Source organism: Arenibacter latericius DSM 15913 (genome assembly GCF_000424985.1).
Lineage (GTDB): Bacteria > Bacteroidota > Bacteroidia > Flavobacteriales > Flavobacteriaceae > Arenibacter > Arenibacter latericius.
This window is the reverse complement of sequence record NZ_AUKX01000066.1, coordinates 1-17998: the sequence shown is the minus strand read 5'-3', so window position 1 is coordinate 17998 and position 17998 is coordinate 1. Positions and strand designations below refer to the sequence as shown.

Sequence of the window (17998 nt, the reverse complement as noted above, 5' to 3'; positions counted from 1 at the left end):
TAAAAAGCTGGAGAGACAATTGGGAAGACCTAACTGTCTTCTATGAATTTCCGCTGGAAATCAGAAAGATAATCTATACCACCAACCTGATTGAAAATTTAAATGGCAAGATCAGGAAGTACACCAAAAATAAATTATCGTTCCCTACCGATGAGGCTGTAATGAAATCTGTATATTTGGCTGTGAGGGAAGCAACAAAAAAATGGTCGATGCCCATCAGGAACTGGGGAATTATCCTCAATCAATTCCTGACTTTATATGAAGAAAGAGTCAAACTCTAAGTTATGCTTAAGCACCCTCTATTTTCTACTTACACAAATTGCGGGATAGTGTCAATTAATGCAAATAACTGTGAAAAACACTATTATCTTAAAATGTCGCAATCAAGCCCTATTCTATCAACTTATTAAGCATCGCATTTATCAGGTCACTATTGTTGTTAATGGTGTTGCTATATTTTTCTAATCGCTTTCCATAATCATCGGTTTCAATTACTTTTACATTGATATCGAAATATCCATAATCTGCCACCTTATTATCAATATCTACGGATACTGGGGGCAATGGAAACCAGTTATCTTGTTGCATTTTAATTTGACTACTGTTTTCATCATATACCTCATTAATTTTGATATCCGAAAACCGGAATTCGAAATTAGCGATTTCTTTTTTATTAAAAGAATTCTTCCCATTTACCCATGTTGAAGATATACTTATTGAGACCAAGACATCTAAATTGTCATCCTTTTCATTGAGTTTTGCTTTTGAATAATACACCGCAACTTCCTTTGGATTTAGGGACATAAAAGTTCTTTCTGGATTTAAATCGAAATGAAATATAAATTTACTAGAAACCTCAGATGTTGTAGTGCCATCAGCTAAAGGGATAGTGGCCTTTCTTGTTAATTGGAAACCCCTATATTTTTGCGCTAAATTATTTTCATCATCAGCCGGCCAGTAAAAATCATTTCCAGAAATACTACGACTATAATCTGCCGTATATTTCTCGGCCTGTTTATCTATAAAAGTTTTTGTTCCGGTAACGCCCCAATTTATTAGCTGCGGAATCATTAACCCCAAAAGTGAAGGCAAAATACTCTCTAAATGCTGTTCTTGTTCTAGTAGCTTTATTTCTACTTCTTCCCCATTAATGGCATAGGATCGTTTGTTTGCTGTGCAACTACATAATAAAAAGGTACATAAAATAAAAATTCCCCCTTTTCTTATTAGTTTATATTTGGATTGACTATGGTTAGAGTTTTTCATAATTCACCTGTTTTTATCCTGATCTAGAAAATGCGTCTGGGGAGAATTTTATAGCAACCTGCTTAAATTTAAGAAATTATTACCGAATAGTTTAATAATTATTTAGGGTTATACATATTTAATGTTTTTCTGTCGGACTTTTTATAGATTATATCCGTTGGCTAGATATAATATATAAATTTTAGAGCTACATAAGTAAGTGTAGTTGGTATTACTTATATTTATTGGGAATTAAGCCTTGGACATATATTTCTATTATCTGTCCTACTACCTATATAAAGGTATTTATTATAGGAATGAATTAAAGAGCCAACCAATGAGAATAGTTTTATTTTACTTAATCAACCTATCTGTACTTATTAGTTTTATAGAAAAACAAATTGGACATCACTAATTTAGGATTAAAATGAATTTGATACTACTCGTAGAAATTATATACGTCATCCTAATGTTTTTGGTGATTTTCCGAGTCTTGTATGACACACGGAGTGGTTCCAAAGCACTTGCCTATATTCTCTTTATTGTTATGATACCCGTGCTTGGCATGTTGTTTTATTTCTGGTTTGGAGTTAATTATCGAAAACGAAAACTCTACTCCAAAAAAATAGATCAAGACAAGAAGTTACGGGAAGAATTAAGAGATAGGATGTTTACCTATTCTTCAAGGGTTTTAAATTCCGGATTAATTCCTGTTAAGCATCGAAACTTGGTGGAATTTATCCGACAGACGAGTAGCAGCCCATTAACAGCTAACAATGCAATAAAACTGCTATTGAATGGTGAAGAAAAATTCCCTGAACTTCTAAACGCATTAGAAGCCGCCAAATCGCATATACACCTGGAATACTACATTTATGAAAATGATAAAACGGGAAATGAAATAGCCAATGTGCTTATTAAAAAAGCGTTAGAAGGTATAGAGGTCCGTTTTCTTTATGACGATTTTGGTAGCCATGGATTAGGAACTCAGTTTCTCAAAAGGCTAGAGGATGCCGGAGTAGAGACCGCCCCTTTTTATAAGATAAAATGGTATGCACTGGCGAGTAGATTAAACTATCGTAACCATAGAAAAATTATTATTATAGACGGTGAAACCTCTTTTATTGGCGGAATTAATATCAGTGATAAATATAGGAACGATATAAAGGTTGAAAATGGATTGTTTTGGAGAGACACCCATTTAATGATAAATGGTATTGCCACACTCTATCTTCAGTACTTATTTTTGTGTGATTGGAATTTCTGTAGTGATAACAAATTAGAATACAACGAAATCTATTTCCCTCCCCCAAATAAGGATGTCCTAATACAACAAAAATTGGTGCAGATTGCACCTTCTGGTCCGGATTCTACCTTACCGGTTATTTTTTATTCTCTAATGCAGGCCATTGGTTCTGCCAAGGAACGAATATTGATTACTAGCCCATATTTTATTCCTGGTGATAGCTTAATGGATGCGCTCATTATTGCTGCTAAGAGTGGCGTTGAAGTTATCCTATTGGTTCCTGGGGAATCGGATTCTAAAATGGTAGATGCGGCCGCAAGGTCTTATTATACCGAATTGTTGCAACATGATGTGCGTATATTTTTATACAATAAAGGGTTTGTACATGCAAAGACCTTGGTAATTGACAGGGAGTTGTCTATAATAGGGTCGGCGAATATGGACTATAGAAGCTTTGATTTAAATTTTGAGGTGAATGCAATGCTTTATAGCCCAAGTCTTACCTCCGAATTATTTCAGGCTTTTATGGGAGATTTGGACCATGCCACTGAAATTAATGCTAATGATTGGTTAAATAGATCAAAAGTATTTCATCTTTGGGAACGAGCGGTGAGATTGCTTTCTCCTTTTCTTTAATAATGGCTATAAATTAACTCTAAAATTAACTTCAAATATTTCATTATCAAACTATTTAAAATTTTTCCTGCCTCCTTTGAAGAAAGGAATATTTTTTCATTGGATTATTTTTTTTATTTAAATAGATCTACATTTTGTTAGTTCCTATATCTGTAGTAAATTAATGTGTATCTATTTATTTAAATATAGGAAAAATATAAGCTTATCCAATCACTTGGAAATAAGACATATAACCTCAAAAATCTACGAGAATGAAGGCAATAGGATTTAAACAATCATTACCCATAACCGATACTAATAGTTTTATAGCATTTGAAACTGAAAAACCTAAGGCAAAAGGACACGACCTACTGGTGAAAATTGCAGCGATTTCTGTAAATCCCGTCGACTATAAGGTAAGACAGAATGCCGCAAAGGATTCCACCCTCGAGGTACCCAAAATTATAGGCTGGGATGCTGTAGGAACCGTTGAGGAGGTAGGCAATAAAACCTCTAAATTTAAGGTTGGGGACCAGGTGTATTATGCTGGAGATATAACTAGAAATGGTAGTAATGCAGAATATCAATTGGTAGATGAGCGAATTGTAGGTTTAAAACCTCAAAACCTTACTCTTGCTGAAGCAGCCGCCATTCCCTTAACAGGGTTAACCGCTTGGGAAACACTTTTTGATCGGATAAGGGTAGATCCTATTGTAGATCAAGGAAAAACTGTTTTAATCTTGGGTGGAGCAGGAGGAGTAGGGTCCATTTGTATTCAGTTAGCTAGAAAGGTGGGGAATCTAACGGTAATCGCAACCGCATCTAGACCAGAATCTGCCCAATGGTGTACAAAATTTGGAGCCAATCATGTGGTAGATCACCGTAATCTAAAAAGCGAGTTAGAAAAACTAGGTCACGCGCAAGTCGACTACATCTTAGATTTTGTAGACCTAAAGGAATATTGGGAACTTGCAGCCGAAATAATTAAACCTCAAGGACATATCGTTTCCATAACTGGAAGTAGTGAACCCTTAGATTTAAACCTCTTAAAAAACAAAAGTGTCACCTTCTCTTATGAGTTTATGTACACGCGTTCCATGTACACCACGGATGATATGGATAAACAACACCGAATTCTCAATAAAATTGGCAGGTTGTTGGATACGGGAAAACTGAAAACCACTTTAAACACCACCTTAAATGGATTTACAGTAGACAATTTAAAAAAAGCACACCAGCTTCAAGAATCGGGGAAAACAATAGGGAAAACGGTGATTGTTTTTTAATGATTACTATATTCAGGTTGAATATGAGTTAAGCCTAAATGCATTAACATTCATAAATATCTCCCATTAAGACGAAATTTGTAAAAACATTATATCATGGAAAATATACTCGTCGTAGGGGCTACAGGTACCACGGGAAGAAAAGTCGTTAGCCTTTTAAAATCATCACCTTATTTTGAACCAATTGCTATGGTGCGCAAAGAAAGCCAAATTAGGGAATTTTCAGACCAAGGAATACAAACAGTTATTGGAGATCTTGAAAAGAATATTTCACATATTATGGACGCTATTGATGTAGACAAGGTAGTGTTTGCAGCGGGATCCGGCGGTAAAAAAGTAGTTGAAGTGGATCAGGAAGGAGCAAAGAAAATGATTGACGCCTCAAAGATTCATAATATCAAGAAATTTGTTATGCTTAGTTCTATGGGTGCAGAACATCCAGAAGAGGCAACAGAACTTAAAGATTACCTAAAAGCGAAACACAATGCTGATGAATACCTTAAAGCAAGTAATATTCGCTATACTATAGTAAGACCAGGTTCCCTAACTAATGATAAGGGAATAGGTAAGATTAGCGTTGGCCAACCCTTAAATGAACAAGGAAGCATTAGTAGAGAGGATGTTGCACATGTACTGACTAAGACGTTGCATGAGGATGCCGCTTCCAACGATTGTTTTGAAATAGTGTCTGGAAATCAATTAATTGAAAATGCATTGGCGGATTTAGCAAACAGCTAAATCGTAATGAACTCACCAAGTGAGATAAGTATACTTTTATGCCTTCGTGCCCGTCCCCTTTAGGCGAGCTTGCCCGTATCTGTTCAGGCGGGCATAGATTTGTTATCGTTATTTTCCTTTCCGTGCCAGACGTACTAACCTAGAACTTATGGAATCGTATAAATAAGGACGTTTGACCATTATTCCACGTCAGGAAGTTTATAGCTTTTATACGCACCTAGAACTCCAAATAGTGAAAGGGCTAAAATAACTCCTTCTATAGAAATGATTGAAGCAGCTGCACTAATTCCGCCTGTTAACAATAGTATTAGGCCAATTATAGTATTGCTTACAGAAACATAGTCTGTACGTTTATTTCCTCCGGCCATATCCACTATATAGGTCTTTCGTCCCAAACGCACCCCGCTATGTGCAATTCCCAATACAAAAAAAGCGGTAGGATATAACCATGCCGACATTTTTATCACGGGAATGTAAGAAATAAGTAAAAACATCAGTATTCCCAGTAAGGAAGCAATAATGGCTGCAATAACCATTACATTTTTACTTGAAATATCGGCCATCCTTCCCCAAATTGGAGCACTTAATATAGAAGCCAACCCATTTACCAGGATAAATAATCCCATCAAATAACCCTCTTTTCCCAATATATCTTGAGCAAGTAGTACATAAAAAGGAGCAGTGAGCGCAGAACAAAGTAAAAGAGATCTTGCTATTACGAAATTTCTAAAATTTTTATCACTTCTAATAATGCCCATTCTTTCTCTAGCTTCTTTCCAACCATTCTTTCCTCCGGAAGTTTCTCCTGGGAACTCTCTGATCATAGCATAGACCACTGCAGAAATTAACCACATGCTACCAGCAAAAAAGAGAGTATAGCTATAAAAGGTGATATCAGCCCCATTTTTGGATTGATACATTAAGTATAATCCAGCCAACAATACCAAAATACCAGAGGCAGAAGCAGTATAGCCTTTAAGTTTTCCTCTTTTTTGTTTAGGTATTGTCTTCCCCAATACGTCTTTAGAAGCAACTGAGCACAACCCCCGAGATAAGCTGAAGATAATAAGGAAAATCATAATTAACCAGCCTGCTTTTACACCCGTAGTATGAAGTGTTACCAAACCAATTGCTATAATACTTAGACATTGAAAAATACTACCTAAAACATAGACCCATTTTCTCCTTTTTTTGGTTCTTATATAACTCGCAATCACAATTTGGGGAAGCATTGAACCAGATTCCCGTACGGGTACTATAAAACTAATTAAATATACTGGGGCATTAACATAACTCATAACCCAAGTTAAAACCGTTTTTGGGTTGCTTAAGGTGTCACCAAGTTTTGTAAAGGTATTGCTGATCATTATTAGGAAATAATTCTTTGGAGTGTATTGACAAGCTTCCTCATTGATATCTTTACAAGACCTTGCATCCTCTTCGTTATTTAAGTAACCATATAAACTCTCGGTCCACCGCAATTTTTTCATTTCTTAAGTATATGGCAAAAGTAGCTATATTTTTAAATCCACATTACAATTAATGTTTTCGGCCATTACGGGCACGGTAGTAATCTTAAATGGAAATTAAAGTTAATAACCTATAGTTTCTGTTTGCTATTTAATATATTTATTTAAACAAAGTACTGATGAAAATTTTTCTTCCTTTAGTATTAACTATCATGTCTCAAGAAAATACGATGCTTATTTTTGATTTTAAGAAAACCAAGGATCTTTCAAATTGGGTTGTAATAGATGATGGGGTTATGGGCGGTTTGTCGAAGGGAGAAATAAAAATGAATGCTCCAGGGAGTGCAGTGTTTACAGGTACAGTTCGATTAGAAAATAATGGCGGATTCTCTTCTATCCGTTATGAGTTTAAATTAAAAGAAGTTTCTATATATGCCGCTGTTAAACTTAGAGTTAAGGGTGACGGAAAATCTTATCAGTTCCGGATAAAGGAAAAAAGCTCCCAGCGATATTCCTATATCCACAGTTTCACCACCTCCGGGGAATGGGAAACTATTACTATACCTTTCTCGGAATTCTACCCAGGTTTTAGAGGTAATCGATTAGACATGCCAAACTATTCTGGAAAGGAAATGCAAGCAATTTCAATATTAATTGGTAATAGAAGTGAAGAATCATTTTCATTGGAATTGGATAAAATATATTTATACGCTAATTAACTGGTTGCTTTGTGACCAGTGCTCTACTAATTTATTAGAATTTAAAGCTGTTAATGTTACATAGGCACATTCTATAGGCAGTTATATTATGTTTTTATGCAGTTTAAAATAGTAATGCCTTTATTATAAGGAATTGAAAGCTTGTAAGGAGAACTCCTCATTATTAGGTTAGTAGACTGAAATATTAAAAATCTATTCAAAACTTATGACATCCTTAAGCCATTAATACTATTCATAATAATGGAAAGTGATACAGTATGGAAATAAAATTAACAACCGTGCTAATTCATGGTATTCCTCAAATAACAGTCACTATCTTTGCTGAAAAATAATTTATGTTAAAACAGTTTTCAGATTTAGGGATTAACGAGCAAGTACAGCAAAGTTTAATCGATTTACAAATTGCTGTTCCTACGGATATCCAAGAAAAAACGATTCCGGTTGTTCTTAATCAAAATAAAGATGTTGTTGTTTTAGCAAAGACAGGAACTGGTAAAACGGCTGCTTTTGGATTGCCATTACTGCAATTAATCGATTCGGAGAACTCTAATGTTCAGGCACTTATTCTTGCTCCTACACGGGAATTGGGGCAACAGATTTATACCAATTTAGTGTCTTTTGCGACTCATAGTCCTGAAATATCTATTGCCTCGGTATGTGGGGGTATCCCCATTAAACCTCAAATAGAGCGATTAAAATCTGCAACTCATATAGTAGTAGCTACTCCAGGACGTCTTGTAGATTTAATTAAACGTGGTTCCATCAATGTCAAAAACCTGAAGTATTTAATTTTAGATGAGGCAGATGAGATGGTAAGTGCCTTAAAAGAAGAGGTAGATACCATTATAAAGGAGATTCCAAAATCTAGGAGAACCTTATTGTTTACAGCTACTATGCCAGGAGCAATTAAGCAATTGGTTCAAAATTACATGTCTAAACATGTGGTGCATATAGAAGCAGATATGGAAACTATTGGTCATCAAGGGATAGACCATCAATATATAGTGGTAGAACCTATAGAAAAATTGGAGGTATTACTTCATTTTTTGAATTCTAAAGAAGGGGAACGAGGGATTATATTTTGTAAAACTAAAGCTGCCGTAAATAAATTAGCAAAGAATTTAGCAATAAATAAGTTTTCTTCTGGCGCTATTCACGGTAGTTTAACACAAGGTATCCGAGATAGAATTATGGGGCAATTTAGAGAAGGGCATATAGATATTTTAGTGGCTACCGATTTGGCAGCCCGTGGTATTGATGTAAAAGAAATTTCCTATGTTGTTAATTATCATCTACCGGACACCTATGACACCTATGTGCATAGAAGTGGTAGAACAGCTAGGGCAGGAGCAAAGGGGCTTTCTTTAACGGTATTACAACAAGAAGAAGTTGACGAAATTGCCGATTTCGAGCGGGAATTAGGTATTACTATCAATAGGATTGAAAAAGCGAACGCAAAGAGTATAGATGAGAATAACGCATTAATTTGGGCAAAGAAAATTTTTAAAACGAAACCTAATCGAGAGGTTTCCGAAGATTTTAAAGCCAAAATAAAGACTATTTTCCATCACTTGACAAAAGAAGAGCTGGTAGATAAAATTTTAGCAGACTACTTAGCGAATTCTAGTATTACAACTGCAAAATCTGAATCGCCTAAAAAGAAGAAAAGGAAACAATAACTATGGCAAACGATATTAAAAGTCAAGAGGATATTTTATCGAAATTAAATATCCACGAACTGAATCCCATGCAAGTGGAGGCTGTTTCCGTAATTGAAAATACTACCAATTCAATAATATTATCCCCTACAGGAACAGGAAAAACATTGGCATTTGCATTGCCATTATTGAAACAATTAGATCCCGATTCACAAGAGATTCAAGCTTTAATTCTGGTTCCCTCTAGAGAATTGGCCATTCAAATAGAACAGGTAATTCGATCCATGGGCTCTGGCTTTAAGGTAAATGCAGTTTATGGAGGAAGACCCATATCTAAGGATAAAATAGAACTAAAACATCCCCCTGCAATTTTAATTGGGACACCAGGAAGAGTTCTTGATCATTTTGACAGCGATCGATATTCAAAAGCAAATATTAAAACACTTATTTTGGACGAGTTTGACAAGTCGTTGGAAGATGGGTTTGAGGAAGAGATGAAGGCTATTTTAAGTCAATTACCCAGTGTAAATAAACGCATTTTAACATCTGCTACCCAGGCAGTTACTGTTCCCAGTTTTGTAAGACTGAATAATCCGACAGTAGTTAATTACTTAAAAGAGAAATCAGGTTCAAAATTGGCCATTAAAACAGTGGTCTCTACAGATAAAAATAAATTAAAAACACTAGTAGAACTGCTTCTGCATATAGGGAACGAACCGGGAATTATATTCTGTAATTTAAGGGACAGTATAGACCAAGTGAGTACTTTCTTAAAACGGAATAAAATTAACCACAGCTGTTTTTCAGGTGGTATGGAGCAAAAAGATAGGGAAAGAGCCTTAATTAAATTTAGAAATGGAACGGTACAAGTATTAATTGCTACAGACTTGGCCGCTAGGGGTATAGATATCCCAGAAATGAATTATATAATCCATTATGAATTACCTATTCATGAAGAAGAATTTATTCATAGAAATGGAAGAACAGCTAGGGTAAATTCGAAAGGAACTGCCTATGTCCTAAAATGGGAAAATGAATTACTACCAGAATTCATTAAAGATGTTAAAGACATCAATATTTCCAAGAAAGCGCCACACAAGGCACAATATTGGGAAACCTTGTTTATTTCCGGGGGACGAAAGGACAAAATTTCTAAAGGGGATATTGCAGGTTTATTTTTTAAACAAGGTGGGCTTAATAAAGATCAATTGGGGGTTATCGAACTAAAACAAGATTGTGCTTTTGTAGCAGTGCCTTTATCAATTGCCAATGAATTGGTAAATAAACTGAATAATACCAAACTGAAGAATAAAAAGGTGCGTGTAACGGTCTTATAGGTAATATTATAATTCTTTAAAGCTGCAATTTCATCGTCATCCTGAATTAAAGAAAGTTTACCTCTAAATAAAAAGAACTATAAAATAGAGATTCTAGTTTATTAATCTTAAAAAGCTATTTACAGTGATTATTTACGATACCATCATAATAGGTGGAGGACAGGCGGGACTTTCCGTTGCCTATTTTTTAAGAAGGAGTTCTTTGGAGTACCTAATATTAGATAATCAAGATAAGCCTGGGGGAGCTTGGTTAAATACCTGGGGAAGCTTACAACTATTTTCCCCTACACAATATAGTTCCTTATCGGGTTGGCAAATGCCGAAGAGTAAAGAGGATTATCCCACTAAACAAGAATTCTTAGATTACCTTACTGCCTATGAAGAGCGATATAGTTTTCCCATTAAGAGAAATACGGTGGTACTCCGTGTAGAAAAAGAAAACGGATTATTTAAAATAACTTCTAGCAAAAGTGTTTACTGGGCAAAAACAGTGGTAAGTGCTACGGGAACGGCCCAAAATCCCTATATACCCAGCTATCCAAATCAGAATAAGTTTAACGGACTTCAATTACATTCAGTTGACTATAGAGATTCAAAAGATTTAATAGGAAAAAAAGTACTTGTTATTGGGGGAGGAAATTCTGGTGCCCAAATATTATCTGAAGTTTCCAAGGTAGCAGAAACAAAGTGGGTGACTTTAGAACCACCTCAGTTTATGCCAGAAGATATAGATGGTCGCTACCTGTTTATTAAAGCGAATTCGAGTTATTTAGACAATAACACACACAACTTTGAGGAAAAGGTTTCATTAAGTGATATTGTGCAGGTGGAAAGCGTTAAAGAAGGTCTTAAAAGGGGAGTTTACGATGCTGTAAGACCGTTTCATGCTTTTTATGAAAATGGAGTTATATGGCAGAATGGAGAAAAGGAAGCCTTCCACGCGGTTATTTGGTGTACTGGATTTAGACCCTATTTAGAACATTTATACCCCTTAAATATAGTTGAAAACAACCGAGTCATTACTAAAAACACTCGTTCCATAAAAGAACCAAGACTCTGGTTAGTGGGCTATGGAAGTTGGACGGGCTTTGCCTCTGCCACCATATACGGGGTAGGGAAGACTGCAAGGACTACCGTAAGGGAGATACAAGCTTATTTTAAAATAGACTCCTGATCTTAAATTTATTTGGAGTTCATAACTATTTTTACTCTAGAAACCGCGTATATAGTTAGGTAGTTATTTCTGCTTTAATGCCTTACTAAGTAGACTTGAATTCCTATGATTGTTAGAAAACCGTGGAATTATTGTAAATTCATACAAATCATAAAGACTCCTCCGTATGAAATACTCTGGATTTACATTAGCCATTCTTCTCGCCACGATGATGGCCTGTAATACAAAAATTAAAAAAGAAGATAAAACCCTAGCAGACAAGAACCTTCCTATGGTAGTAACTGCTGATATTGAGGAAGGTATTAAGGCGAATATTGCTAAAAAAGTAGAAGAGGGCGGAGGGTACTTCCATATGGAAACAGATGACAAAGAACTACGGCTACAGTTGGTACGTGTACATACCGAATATCTTTCCAATTTAGGGCCTCAAAGGCATTTCGCCTGTGTAGATCTTGCTGATATAAATGGGGACGTTTATGATGTGGATTTTTTCTTGGATGGAGATCCAGGCAACATGACAGTTACAGAAACTACTTTGCACAAGCTAAATGGGAAGCCTTTTTACACTTGGAAACAGCGAAAGGACAAGACTTGGTATAGAATGCCTATACAAAATGCATCACCAGATTTATTGGGGGTCATTGAGGGAGAGGATCAATTTGAATTTACCTATGAGGTTACTCTACCAGAAATAAAAGAACCTGCAAAGATATGGATACCTATTCCTCAAAGTGATCGTTTTCAGAAAATAGAAATAGCATCTATAGAAACGCCTGCTGAGCATCAGATTCTCCAAGAGAAAGGCAATGGCAATTCAATTTTATTTATGGAACTTTTCCCAGAACATAGCGGAACGAAACTAGAATTGGTGTATAAGGTAGAAAGACAAGAGAAAAAACCTTATGAGGAAGATGCTTCTCCTACGAGATTTCTGAATGCTAGTTTGCTGATGCCGGTAGGGGACCGATTTCAGATATTGGCCGACTCGATTATTGGTGACAAAAAAAATGACGGTACCATAATGCAGGCCAGAGCCTTATATGATTATGTGATTGACGAAATGCGATATATCAAGGCAGGAAAATATGGTACTGGGGATGCGGTTTATGCGTGTGATGCCCTTACCGGTAATTGTACTGAGTTTCATTCTCTATTTATATCCTTAGCTAGATCGGCGGGAATTCCCTCTAGATTTGCCGTTGGGGCATCTATTCCATCAGATCGTGATGAAGGAGGTATTGATGGGTATCATTGTTGGGCAGAATTTTTTGCAGAGGGTAAATGGTGGCCTGTAGATATTAGTGAAGCTAATAAATATACGGCATTGGCTACCTACTATTTCGGGAGGCATCCAGCAAATCGTATTGAATTTACTCGAGGAAGAGATCTACAAATAGAACCAGGTCCTACATCAGGCCCCATAAATTTTATGGCTTATCCGGTCATGGAAATAGGAGTAAATCCTGCGTTTCCAAAAACGTTCTTTTCATTTCGCAGAAAAACTAGTGCCATTTCAAGTTGAGATGACACTAGATAAAAAATACGAACAGATATTCTAAGTCAGCCCTTCTATTAAAAGCCTTTAGATAAAATTATCCGTTAGGATGCTCATCCTCGGTTTTTGTAGGGTGCTCAGAAGAGTCTTTTTCCTTGGTAGGATGTTCATCCATATCTTTCGTTGGGTGTTCATCACTATCAACATCTTTAGCGGGATGTTCACTACCTTCTGTATCGTGATGTTCCGTGTTTTCATTCTTTTTCTGATCTCTGCAGGAACTCAGTGTTCCGGCGGCAAGGAAAAAGAAAAGGAGCATAACCAAACTAAGGTATTTAAATTCTTTTAATCGGTTCATAATCGTTGTTGTTTAAATTTATAAGGATGCAGAACGATTCCGTAATGCATGATTTATCTATTAAATATAACCAATTCTGTTTCAATCTCTTAAGAAATCTGTATTTAAATAGATTAGTTTTAAGATTATCATTATAAAAAGTGCTGTTTAATCTCAACCGTTTACAGAAAGTCGGAACAAATAAACATAACCTATAGACTATTCATTCTTATAATTTTACCGGTTTACTAAAAATATACTTCATAAACAGTATTTATAAATAAGAGAAGTCAATCAGTGGAATTCAGTCGGCACCAAAAATAAATTTCCAAGTATTTGAAGAGTACAATTCCCTTGCTATTTATGTTGAAAAACCTACGTAAACTGCGAATTTTCAATAAGTTGGGTAGTAATAATCATTAGTGGAATCGTAGGATTTTTGACTTTTTTGTTATAGATTTAATAAACCATTAACATCGTCATCTACCAAAGATGGTGGTGATTATTTAATCAACCTAAACATATGAAATTATGAAAAAAACTAATCAACACAACATTTTTGCAAGGATAAAAGGATTATTTCCCTATCTAGGCATGGAAAGTTTTGTAATTAATTCTTTTAAGAAAAGTCAATTCACCAGATTATTGACTCTGTTCACAATTACTGGAACTTTATTATTTACCTCTTGTTCACAAGACGCCTTGGAGCCTCAGGATCCGGCGGTTTCAGAAACCCAAGATGTAGTATTGGCATTGAAGGCACAGCCTACGGAACCCATTATAATAGATGATTTAACCACTACTGTGTTAAAAACGACAGAAGCTCCGGGAGTAGACCGAGGACGTTTTAATATTACATTGAGATTTTTATTACGCCCTACGGAAAGACAAGTAGAAGTATTTGAAGCAGCTGCTGCCAGATGGGAACGAATTATTATTAAGGACGTTCCTTCATTTACTGGTAGTGTCCCTTCTGCGTTTCAAGGTTTTCCGGATATAGAAGGAACAATAGATGATATTGTTATTGAAGTTGCTCTAGCACCTATTGATGGTCCAGGAGGTATCCTTGGTCAAGCCGGTCCAAGTTTTGTACGCACCAGTGATTTCTTACCGTTATCTGGGGTAATGTTTTTTGATATAGCTGATTTGGATTTTCTAGAGGAATTAGATCTTTTTGAAGAGGTAATAGTTCATGAAATGGGTCACGTATTAGGCCTAGGTACTCTTTGGAATGTGGAGCCTTATTATGCAAGAACATTACGGGAAGGACCAAATAGCAATCCTTATTTCACAGGGAAGATGGCTAACGTTTTTTGGAATGCTGAGGGAGGAACTGGAAAATTACCTATTGAAAATATGGGAGGACCTGGTACTGCCTTAGGTCATTGGCGCGAATCCATACTTAACAATGAATTGATGACTGGTTACTTAAATCTTGGTGAGAACCCATTAAGTAGAATTACAGCAGGATCAATGAGAGATCTTGGTTATGGTGCTGCTATGGTAGGGGAAAAATATGATTTGCCACGTGGCACAGCTGGAGTAAACCCAAATGAACAAGGAAACGACGGAACGAGTGAAACTCCTGGTATTAATATTGCAAATAGGGAGGTACTGCTTCAACCGATAGGATTTGTAAACACTAAGAAAAAGTAAATTAACATAGTATCATCTTCTTTAAATAGGTGTTATTTTTTAAGGGAATGTATTTGTAAAAGAGCTTGTTATTTGGGCAACTGTCCAATACCAAGCTCTTTTAAATTCTATGATTATTAGTGTTTAAGGAATAATAAATTTTTATCCCTTTAGCTGATCATAGTCATAGGCTATAACAATTGATTAAGTTAAATTAAAGTGGCTTTAGTCAAAGTGACTATTCCAATGTATTAATCTTAATCAATATAATCATGAAAATTATTAGACAACTTTCAATCGCGATAGTGTGTTTATTCATGCTATCAACTTGTACAAAATCAGATCTCACATTGGAGGGTGAAAGCCAGGACTCTATAGATGAAGCAACACTTATTTCCTTAAAAAAAAGTAAGGAAAAACCGATTTATGTAACAGTGCCTTTTAAAGCTGCTTTTCTTGGTGATTATCAATACGTTGGTCCAGATATTGAGGTTTTAACTGGATTGGAACCAAAAGGTTGCGAGGCTGCACGAGTCATTGTTGATTTTGAAGGAAACGGAACTCATTTAGGCAAATTTACTGGGAATTTCGATTTCTGTGCAGGACCTGAAGGATATGGCCCTTCAGACTCCTATATGGTGGCTGCTAATGGAGATACACTTATTGTGTCTATCGCAGGTAATGTAATACAAGGAAGAATGGATGACCACCCAGAATATGTTACTTCTTATTGGAGGGATTCTTTTGTGATAATTGGTGGAACGGGTAGATTTGAAGGTGCTACTGGAAGCGGAATGTCTGATGATTATAATAGCAGCCTTGATATAAATTCGCACCATAACTGGACGGGAACAATAACGATGATAAAAGGTAAAAGCAACTAATTTTTAATCTAGCCTATCCTTTTTTTTAGCAATAGCAACAAGTAATGCCCCAAATCCTGTGATGAAATTTTTTATTAAATCATTCAATTCACCTATTTATCCTGTGATTTTTCTCCCCAAAATTATAACAAATTCAACACTTTACAATTCCACACCAATTATCAAAATCCGTCTATTTTTATATCAGTGAACCTCCCAAAACTAGCTGAATTTATTTTCTCCTCACCCATAAATTTATCCTTTAAAAGCGTTGAAAATCATTATCTTTATATAGCTCACTTTAAAATTGAGTTTAACTTGAAGTGGAAAACCTAAAAGCTGCTTCCAAAATGCTATACACCATGAAAAAATCAATAGTAAGAAATGTGATAGCATTAACAGTAATGCTTTCCTTTACAGTAGGTTCAGCCCAAATTAATAATGCAACCATAGAAACCGTAAAGGTCTTTGGGAACTGTGAAATGTGCGAAAGTGCCATTGAAGGGGCCGGGAATATTAGAAATATAGCTTTGGTAGATTGGAACAAAGATACCAAAATGGCAACTTTAACTTATGACGCCCTTAAAACGAATCAAGATGAAATTTTAAAACGAATTGCTTTAGCAGGTTACGATAATGAAAAATACTATGCTCCAGATGATACCTACTCAAAACTTCCGGAATGTTGTAAGTATGATAGAGCGAAAAATTTAGTTGTAATAGGTGATGCTTTGGGGATGAAAACCGGCAACCCTGCGAGCCATAAAACGAAAGCCGATACCCAAGACACCAATCTATTAAATTCGGTTTTTAACGACTATTTTTCACTTAAAGACGCTTTAGTAAGTTCAGATGCCAATACAGCCTCTCTGAGAGCTGAAAACCTACTAAATACCTTAAAGGAAGTGAAAATGCAATCTTTACCAATGGAGGTGCATATGGAATGGATGAAAGTGATTAAAGATTTGGTGGCAAATACTGATCAAATAGTAAATACCACGGAGATTGCCAGACAAAGGGAACAATTTATGTCTCTTTCAAAAAACATGTATGCACTAATGAAAGTTTCCAAATTAGAAACGCCTACCTATTATCAATTTTGTCCCATGGCCAATAACGGCAAAGGGGCCAATTGGCTAAGTAAGGAAAGTACCATTAGAAACCCCTATTACGGTTCGCAAATGCTAAACTGCGGGAAAACAGTAGAGACTATAGAATAAATGAAACTCTACATCAAAAATATAGTATGTAGACGCTGTAAAATGGTGGTGAAGTCTAGGTGGAAAATACTTTTAGTACCCATTGTGGCAGGGGTGTTATATCCTGTATTTGGACTCCTATTATCTCCAATGAACGCAGCTTTGGCTATGAGCTTAAGCTCGGTTTTCGTCATTGTTAATTCGCTTCGCATAAAATCTATAAAAATTTAAAGATGGGATATATCAACAAATTAGTTCTCATAGTAATGGCTTTGTTTTGTGGGTCTACCATGACTTCCCAAAATATAGTTCGCTACGATCTGTATGTTCGGGATACTTTGGTAAACTTTTCTGGAAAAGAAAAACGTGCCATCGCAGTAAACGGACAGATTCCTATGCCTACCCTTACCTTTACAGAAGGCGATATTGCAGAGATTTATGTACATAACGAGTTAAAAGAAGGCACCTCCTTACATTGGCATGGTGTTTTCCTTCCCAATAAAGAAGATGGTGTGCCCTATCTTACTCAGATGCCCATTGCGCCAAATACCACTCATAAATATACCTTTCCTATCATTCAAAGTGGAACCCATTGGTATCATAGTCACAGCGGACTCCAAGAACAAATAGGCATGTACGGTTCACTTATTCTTAGTAAATAATCCCCGGGGCAAGCCCACGGGGCATTATTTTATTTTTCAAAACAATCTCATTTGACCATCCTTATGTAAGACTTCATATTCCTTTTCCTTTCCCTGATTCTTCACGTATGTCGCAATAGTCTTTTCATTTCCATGCCGACTGACTGAATTGATATAATATCCACTGCCCCAAAAAGAACCTCCCCATAATGCCCTTTTTACTCCTGGGGCATGAAAGAAAATCTCACGGGCAGTAAGGCTCTTTACCGTCCTTGCTATTTTGGTCGGACTATATGTTGGAACACTCTGAATCAAAAAATGAACATGATCCTTATCCGTAC

General features: G+C 35.9%; 17 protein-coding genes and 1 pseudogene. 13 read left to right on the top strand and 5 right to left on the bottom strand.

Features of this window, described 5'->3' with window-relative positions; genetic code table 11:
* Positions 1-281: transposase (locus H344_RS0115655; RefSeq protein ID WP_026811159.1), on the top strand; the 281-nt coding region annotated here is incomplete at its 5' end.
* A 109-nt stretch (positions 282-390) separates the two neighbouring features.
* On the opposite strand, the gene H344_RS0115650 is transcribed toward H344_RS0115655, so the two are convergent.
* Positions 391-1266 (bottom strand): hypothetical protein, encoded by an 876-nt coding sequence (locus tag H344_RS0115650; RefSeq protein WP_026811158.1) that lies wholly within the window; start codon positions 1264-1266, stop codon positions 391-393.
* 406 nt (positions 1267-1672) lie between these two features.
* Between H344_RS0115650 and cls the strand changes: the two genes are divergently transcribed.
* The 3 genes from cls to H344_RS0115635 all read left to right on the top strand — a co-directional run bounded on the left by cls (position 1673) and on the right by H344_RS0115635 (position 5130).
* Positions 1673-3127 (top strand): cardiolipin synthase, encoded by a 1455-nt coding sequence (cls, locus tag H344_RS0115645; protein WP_026811157.1) that lies wholly within the window; start codon positions 1673-1675, stop codon positions 3125-3127.
* A 251-nt stretch (positions 3128-3378) separates the two neighbouring features.
* Positions 3379-4392 carry a zinc-binding alcohol dehydrogenase family protein gene (locus H344_RS0115640; RefSeq protein WP_026811156.1) on the top strand — a complete coding sequence of 338 codons (1014 nt, stop codon included), beginning with the start codon at positions 3379-3381 and terminating at the stop codon, positions 4390-4392.
* A gap of 96 nt (positions 4393-4488) precedes the next feature.
* Positions 4489-5130 carry an SDR family oxidoreductase gene (locus tag H344_RS0115635; protein ID WP_026811155.1) on the top strand — a complete coding sequence of 214 codons (642 nt, stop codon included), beginning with the start codon at positions 4489-4491 and terminating at the stop codon, positions 5128-5130.
* 179 nt (positions 5131-5309) lie between these two features.
* Here H344_RS0115635 and H344_RS0115630 read toward each other — a convergent pair whose 3' ends face one another.
* On the bottom strand, positions 5310-6620 hold the full coding sequence (locus H344_RS0115630) for an MFS transporter (protein WP_026811154.1): 1311 nt from the start codon (positions 6618-6620) through the stop codon (positions 5310-5312).
* A 158-nt stretch (positions 6621-6778) separates the two neighbouring features.
* Here H344_RS0115630 and H344_RS0115625 point away from each other — a divergent pair, with 158 nt between their 5' ends.
* The 5 genes from H344_RS0115625 to H344_RS0115605 all read left to right on the top strand — a co-directional run bounded on the left by H344_RS0115625 (position 6779) and on the right by H344_RS0115605 (position 13009).
* Complete coding sequence (locus tag H344_RS0115625) at positions 6779-7318, top strand: CIA30 family protein (protein ID WP_240485001.1); 540 nt, start codon at positions 6779-6781, stop codon at positions 7316-7318.
* A 335-nt stretch (positions 7319-7653) separates the two neighbouring features.
* The gene (locus H344_RS0115620; protein ID WP_026811152.1) at positions 7654-8997 is read left to right on the top strand and encodes a DEAD/DEAH box helicase; all 1344 of its coding nucleotides are present in this window, start codon (positions 7654-7656) and stop codon (positions 8995-8997) included.
* 2 nt (positions 8998-8999) lie between these two features.
* Positions 9000-10313, top strand: a complete 1314-nt coding sequence (locus tag H344_RS0115615; RefSeq protein WP_026811151.1) for a DEAD/DEAH box helicase — start codon at positions 9000-9002, stop codon at positions 10311-10313.
* A 124-nt stretch (positions 10314-10437) separates the two neighbouring features.
* Positions 10438-11487 carry an ArsO family NAD(P)H-dependent flavin-containing monooxygenase gene (locus H344_RS0115610; protein WP_026811150.1) on the top strand — a complete coding sequence of 350 codons (1050 nt, stop codon included), beginning with the start codon at positions 10438-10440 and terminating at the stop codon, positions 11485-11487.
* A 166-nt stretch (positions 11488-11653) separates the two neighbouring features.
* Complete coding sequence (locus H344_RS0115605; RefSeq protein ID WP_026811149.1) at positions 11654-13009, top strand: transglutaminase-like domain-containing protein; 1356 nt, start codon at positions 11654-11656, stop codon at positions 13007-13009.
* A gap of 70 nt (positions 13010-13079) precedes the next feature.
* On the opposite strand, the gene H344_RS0115600 is transcribed toward H344_RS0115605, so the two are convergent.
* A complete protein-coding gene (locus tag H344_RS0115600) occupies positions 13080-13340 on the bottom strand; it encodes a hypothetical protein (RefSeq protein WP_026811148.1) in 261 nt (86 codons plus the stop codon).
* Positions 13341-13850: 510 nt separating this feature from the next.
* On the opposite strand from H344_RS0115600, the gene H344_RS21220 reads away from it, so the two are divergent.
* From H344_RS21220 to H344_RS0115585, 3 genes are all read left to right on the top strand, one after another.
* Complete coding sequence (locus H344_RS21220) at positions 13851-14975, top strand: leishmanolysin-related zinc metalloendopeptidase (RefSeq protein WP_051254365.1); 1125 nt, start codon at positions 13851-13853, stop codon at positions 14973-14975.
* A gap of 251 nt (positions 14976-15226) precedes the next feature.
* Entirely contained in the window at positions 15227-15838 is a 612-nt protein-coding gene (locus H344_RS0115590; RefSeq protein ID WP_157378332.1) for a hypothetical protein, read from the top strand.
* Between the two features lie 341 nt (positions 15839-16179).
* Positions 16180-17037, top strand: a complete 858-nt coding sequence (locus tag H344_RS0115585) for a DUF3347 domain-containing protein (protein ID WP_034256817.1) — start codon at positions 16180-16182, stop codon at positions 17035-17037.
* An 8-nt stretch (positions 17038-17045) separates the two neighbouring features.
* On the opposite strand, the gene H344_RS21765 is transcribed toward H344_RS0115585, so the two are convergent.
* Positions 17046-17228 (bottom strand): hypothetical protein, encoded by a 183-nt coding sequence (locus H344_RS21765; protein ID WP_157378330.1) that lies wholly within the window; start codon positions 17226-17228, stop codon positions 17046-17048.
* A gap of 54 nt (positions 17229-17282) precedes the next feature.
* Between H344_RS21765 and H344_RS0115575 the strand changes: the two are divergent.
* Positions 17283-17675 (top strand): annotated as a pseudogene (locus H344_RS0115575) (multicopper oxidase domain-containing protein); the annotation flags it as partial.
* 39 nt (positions 17676-17714) lie between these two features.
* Here H344_RS0115575 and tnpA read toward each other — a convergent pair.
* Positions 17715-17998: IS200/IS605 family transposase (gene tnpA, locus H344_RS0115570; RefSeq protein WP_026811144.1), on the bottom strand; the 284-nt coding region annotated here is incomplete at its 5' end.

Excerpts from the sequence above, each read along its gene's own strand:
- H344_RS0115650 (WP_026811158.1), bottom strand. The coding sequence starts at position 1,266 with ATGAAAAACTCTAACCATAGTCAATCCAAATATAAACTAATAAGAAAA.
- cls (WP_026811157.1), top strand. The coding sequence starts at position 1,673 with ATGAATTTGATACTACTCGTAGAAATTATATACGTCATCCTAATGTTT.
- H344_RS0115640 (WP_026811156.1), top strand. The coding sequence starts at position 3,379 with ATGAAGGCAATAGGATTTAAACAATCATTACCCATAACCGATACTAAT.
- H344_RS0115635 (WP_026811155.1), top strand. The coding sequence starts at position 4,489 with ATGGAAAATATACTCGTCGTAGGGGCTACAGGTACCACGGGAAGAAAA.
- H344_RS0115630 (WP_026811154.1), bottom strand. The coding sequence starts at position 6,620 with ATGAAAAAATTGCGGTGGACCGAGAGTTTATATGGTTACTTAAATAAC.
- H344_RS0115625 (WP_240485001.1), top strand. The coding sequence starts at position 6,779 with ATGAAAATTTTTCTTCCTTTAGTATTAACTATCATGTCTCAAGAAAAT.
- H344_RS0115620 (WP_026811152.1), top strand. The coding sequence starts at position 7,654 with ATGTTAAAACAGTTTTCAGATTTAGGGATTAACGAGCAAGTACAGCAA.
- H344_RS0115615 (WP_026811151.1), top strand. The coding sequence starts at position 9,000 with ATGGCAAACGATATTAAAAGTCAAGAGGATATTTTATCGAAATTAAAT.
- H344_RS0115605 (WP_026811149.1), top strand. The coding sequence starts at position 11,654 with ATGAAATACTCTGGATTTACATTAGCCATTCTTCTCGCCACGATGATG.
- H344_RS0115600 (WP_026811148.1), bottom strand. The coding sequence starts at position 13,340 with ATGAACCGATTAAAAGAATTTAAATACCTTAGTTTGGTTATGCTCCTT.
- H344_RS21220 (WP_051254365.1), top strand. The coding sequence starts at position 13,851 with ATGAAAAAAACTAATCAACACAACATTTTTGCAAGGATAAAAGGATTA.
- H344_RS0115590 (WP_157378332.1), top strand. The coding sequence starts at position 15,227 with ATGAAAATTATTAGACAACTTTCAATCGCGATAGTGTGTTTATTCATG.
- H344_RS0115585 (WP_034256817.1), top strand. The coding sequence starts at position 16,180 with ATGAAAAAATCAATAGTAAGAAATGTGATAGCATTAACAGTAATGCTT.
- H344_RS21765 (WP_157378330.1), bottom strand. The coding sequence starts at position 17,228 with ATGCGAAGCGAATTAACAATGACGAAAACCGAGCTTAAGCTCATAGCC.